The following is an 823-nucleotide window of genomic DNA, read 5'->3' on the forward strand; positions in this document are numbered from 1 at the left end:
TGCGCAGCCGGGCCTGGGCGGCGCGAGGTTCGTCGCGACGCGGGCGGGTTCCGGCACCGAGAACGGCACCTCGGCCCGGCTGCGCACCTTGCCCGAGACCGAATCGACCTGGTCGACCCGCACCGTGTAGGCGCCCGGCTTCACCCCGCGGCCGATGGTGAAGGTGACCTTGCCGTCGGCGCCGACGCTCGCCGGGGCGATCAGCGTGTCGTTGAGGTAGAGCCGCACCGTCGCACCCGGCGCGGCCTGGCTGGTGACGAACAGCCGGCCGCCCTCCTGCGCGTCCACGCTGACGATCTTGACGGGCGCGGGGGCGTCCTTGGCGGCCTTCCCGGAAGGCGGCTTGGCCGCCGCGTCCTTCGCCGCAGGGGCCTTCGCCGCGCCCTTGACGGGGGTATCCCTGCCGGCGACCGCCTGGCCCGGCGCCGGGTCCGGCGCCCGCTGCGCCGTCCGGACCTCCGGCTGCGACAGCACCACCGTGGGCTTGTCGGGCGCGGTCAGCGCCACCAGCGGCTTCTCGGTGCGCGAGGGCGAGACCGCCACCGCGACGCTCTCCGTCGAGCGGGTCTCGCGGCCCTCGGCATTGGTGGAGCGCAGCACGATCTCGCTGTTGCCCGCGGGCAGCGCCGGCGGCACGATCGCGAACTGCCCGTTCGGGTCGGCGAGCGCCTTGGCCACCGCCTTGCCGTCGACCAGGAGCTCGACGACGGTGTTCGGCGCCCCGCGGCCGGCCACCACCGACTCGCCGTTCGGCTCGACGCGGACGATGTCGAACTTGAGCGCGTCCGGCGCCGCCGGCGCCGGACGCGCTCAAGTTCGACAT

1 pseudogene is annotated in these 823 nt (G+C 75.2%); it reads right to left on the bottom strand.

Going from position 1 to position 823, the window contains the following annotated elements:
• Window positions 1–780: pseudogene (locus FV223_RS28890) on the bottom strand (hypothetical protein); the annotation flags it as partial.
• Window positions 781–823 lie beyond the last annotated feature (43 nt).

It is taken from the genome of Methylobacterium sp. WL116, from assembly GCF_008039455.1.
In the GTDB taxonomy this organism is placed as follows: domain Bacteria; phylum Pseudomonadota; class Alphaproteobacteria; order Rhizobiales; family Beijerinckiaceae; genus Methylobacterium.